Here is a 1,091-nt window from a genome sequence, read left to right as displayed (position 1 = left end):
CGGTCGGCGAACTCCACGCTGCGCGAGGAGGCAAGCCGCTCGGCTGCGATGCCGGTGTGGCGCACCAAGGGCCACTTGGCCTCACTGGCCGTGGCGTACACCTCGGCACCGAGGTGCCTGGCCAGCTGAACGGCGGCCATGCCCACCCCGCCCGCGGCCGCGTGCACCAGCAGCGACTCGCCCTCGCGCAGCCCGGCAAGGTCGACCAGCGCGTAGTAGGCGGTCAAAAACGTCACAGGCACAGACGCCGCCTGGGCGAACGACCAGTCGGCGGGCATCGCCACGAGCATGCGGCTGTCGGCAACGGCGAGCGGCCCCGCGTACGAGCCGGACAGCAGGCCCATGACGCGGTCGCCCACCGCGAGCCCGGTGACACCGGGGCCCACCTCGGTCACCACCCCCGCACCCTCACTGCCGAACAACTCCTCGGTTTCGGGGACAGCGCCGGTACCCTCACCACCCACCAGCCCCGCCGTTTTGGCAACGACGCCCAACGCCACGAGCACGTCACGGAAGTTGACGCCGGTGGCACGTACGGCGACCCGCACCTGACCCGCTCCGAGGGGCTCGGCGGCGCGCGGGGCGGCCGTGAGGCGCAGCCCGTCCAGGGTGCCGCCCGTGTCCAGCTCCACCCCCCAGACGTCCGCGTCGGGCAGGGCCAGAGTGCCGGCGCCGGCGCTGGAGACCCGGCCGAGCCGGGGCACAAACACCGCTCCGGAACGCAGCGCGAGGGCGGACTCGTCAGCGGCCACCGCACCGGCGACCGCGGCGGTCAGGGCCGCGGCGGACACCGGGGCGCCGTCCAGGTCGACCAGCAGGAAACGGCCCGGATGCTCGGAGGACGCCGTGCGGATCAGGCCCTGCACCGCGGCCTGCCCGGGTTCGGGCCGCTCGCCGGGTGCCACGACAGCGCCTGCGCGGGTCACCACCGCGAGGCGCGCCTCTTCCAGCTCCGCGAGACCGAGCCACTCCTGCGCGGCGGTGAGCACGGAGGCCAGCAGCGCGGGGGGGGGGGGGGGGGGGGGGGGTGGGGGGGGGGCGGGGGGGGGGGGGGGGGGGGGGGGGGGGGGGGGGGGGGGGGGGGGGGGGGA

Annotated in this window: 1 protein-coding gene; it reads right to left on the bottom strand. The window is 76.6% G+C overall.

What is annotated here, in order from left to right:
- The coding region (locus tag ACZ7IB_RS47980) for a SpnB-like Rossmann fold domain-containing protein (protein ID WP_470921576.1) at nt 1-989 on the bottom strand (989 nt) is incomplete at its 3' end.
- Nucleotides 990-1,091: the final 102 nt, after the last annotated feature.

The sequence above is a fragment of the Streptomyces sp. NPDC037301 genome (genome assembly GCF_055602785.1).
The sequence above is the reverse complement of the archived record's forward strand: the minus strand, read 5'-3'. Positions and strand labels throughout refer to the sequence as shown.